Source organism: Rhodococcus sp. P14 (assembly GCF_000256505.1).
Classification (GTDB): Bacteria; Actinomycetota; Actinomycetes; order Mycobacteriales; family Mycobacteriaceae; genus Rhodococcus; species Rhodococcus ruber.
Map to the genome: position 1 here is coordinate 1 of NZ_AJFC01000214.1, position 1,815 is coordinate 1,815.

1 protein-coding gene and 1 pseudogene are annotated in these 1,815 nt (G+C 73.8%); one reads left to right on the forward strand and one right to left on the reverse strand.

What is annotated here, in order from left to right:
- A pseudogene (locus OEY_RS0115135) lies at positions 1-196 on the forward strand (hypothetical protein); the annotation flags it as partial.
- On the opposite strand, the gene OEY_RS28525 reads toward OEY_RS0115135, so the two are convergent.
- Positions 143-1,815 (reverse strand): PD-(D/E)XK nuclease family protein (locus OEY_RS28525; protein ID WP_010594698.1); only part of this gene is annotated, 1,673 nt, incomplete at its 5' end. The pseudogene OEY_RS0115135 and the gene OEY_RS28525 sit on opposite strands and share 54 nt — an antisense overlap.

A 1,815-nucleotide genomic window follows, 5' to 3' on the forward strand; every position in this document is an offset into this window, starting at 1 on the left:
CCGCCGGCTCGGCGGGACGTTGGCCGCGGCGCTGCTGATCGCGGTGTTCCCGGCCAACGTGCAGATGGCCGTGACGTGGCTGCGGAGTGAGCGGCTCTCCCCGGCCGCGAAGGCGGTCGCGGTGGCCCGGCTGCCCCTGCAACTACCCCTGATCTCCCAGGCGCTCACGGCCCGGCGCAACGCCCCGCGCCGCTGACGCCGGTCGCTCTCGTTCGCCGGCCGACGGACGGTCCGCGCCGGCACTGCGCACCAGCCGGTCCAGCCGTTCGGCTCCGGGCAGGTCCTCGGGTGCGATGGTCCGTCCCGTGCGCACGTAGTGGAAGGCGGCCCGGACCTTGCCGAGCGGCGGCTCGGCCGGCCGGCCGGTCGCGCGGAACGTGCGGGCTGCCATCAGCTGCGCCCAGGCCAGGCGGTACGCGGCCAGCTGCATCGCCACCGCCTCGAGCCGGTCCTCGTCGGGCTCGGCACCGGTCTTCCAGTCGATGACCGTCCAGCCGCCGTCCGGATCCTCGAACACCGCGTCGATCCGGCCGCGGATCACCACCCCGGCCAGCGAGGTCTCGAACGGGACCTCCACCTCCACCGGGTTGCGCTGGGCCCACTGCGACCGCAGGAATGCCTCTTGGAGCCGGTCGAGTTCGGTTTCGTCGCCGCCGGCGTCGTCCGCGCCGGGCAGCTCGTCGAGATCGAGCAGCCGTGTGGCGCCGTACCGGCGTTCGAGCCAGGCATGGAAAGCCGTGCCGCGCCGCGCGAGCGGGTTCGGCCGGAACGGCAAGGGGCGGCGCAGTCGCGCGGCCAGCGCGGCCGGGTCCGCAGCCAGATCCACCAACTGGCTGACCGACATCTGCGCGGGCAACGTCACCTCGGCACGCTGCTCGGCACGACGGGCCCGTTCGGCGAGGAGCGCGTCGACGTCCGCGGCCCAGTCGTCGGGGTCGTCGTCCGGGTTCGCCGGAGGCGCGGGTTCGGGCTCCTCGAGTGCCGCGAGGACCAGGGCCGCGCCCTGCTCGACGAAGGGGCGCCGGAGCCCGAGGGGATCGCGGGGCCACACGGCCGTGTGCGGATCCGCGGTCATCGGGTTCTCGGTGCCGGCCTCCGGCGCCGGGGCCCAGATCTCGACGCGACCGAGTCCGGGTCGCTCCGCCACCAGCTCGTGCAGTTCGGACAGGAACGGGGACGGTCCCTTCGGCTCCGTTCCGGACTCGGCCCAGTGATGGCCGGAGACGAACAGGGCTCGTTCCGTGCGGGTGAGCGCGACGTAGAACAGACGCCGGTCCTCGTCCATCTTCCGGTGCTTGAGGGCGTCCTTGTGCGTGTCGATGCGGTCCTCGAGCGACTTGCGGTCGTAGACGTCCTCGAGATCGAGGACGGGGACACCTTCGCTGTTCTCGTCCGGCAGTGCCCGGTCGCCACGTAGCGACGGCGGCAGTTCCCCGAGGGCGCCGAGCCAGGTGCTGCCCGCCGTCGACGAGGGGAACACCCCCGCCGTCAGGTGCGGAACCGCCACCACCTCCCATTCGAGGCCCTTGGCCGAGTGCACGGTGAGCACCTGCACCCGCTCGGTGGCGACCTGCACCTCGCCCGGGGCGAGTCCGCCCTCGATCTCCTCCGCCGCGGAGAGATAGGCGAGCAGGCCGGTCAACGTCGCCGAACCGCGGCTCGCGTACCCGGCGACCACGTCGGCGAAGGCGTCGAGGTTCTCCCGGCCGACTCCGCCGTCGCTGCCGGCCCTGGCCTGCGCCTCGATGCCGATGCCCAGGACCCGTTCCACCTCCGCGACGAGTTCCGTCAGCGGCTGGGCCCGCCGCCCCCCCC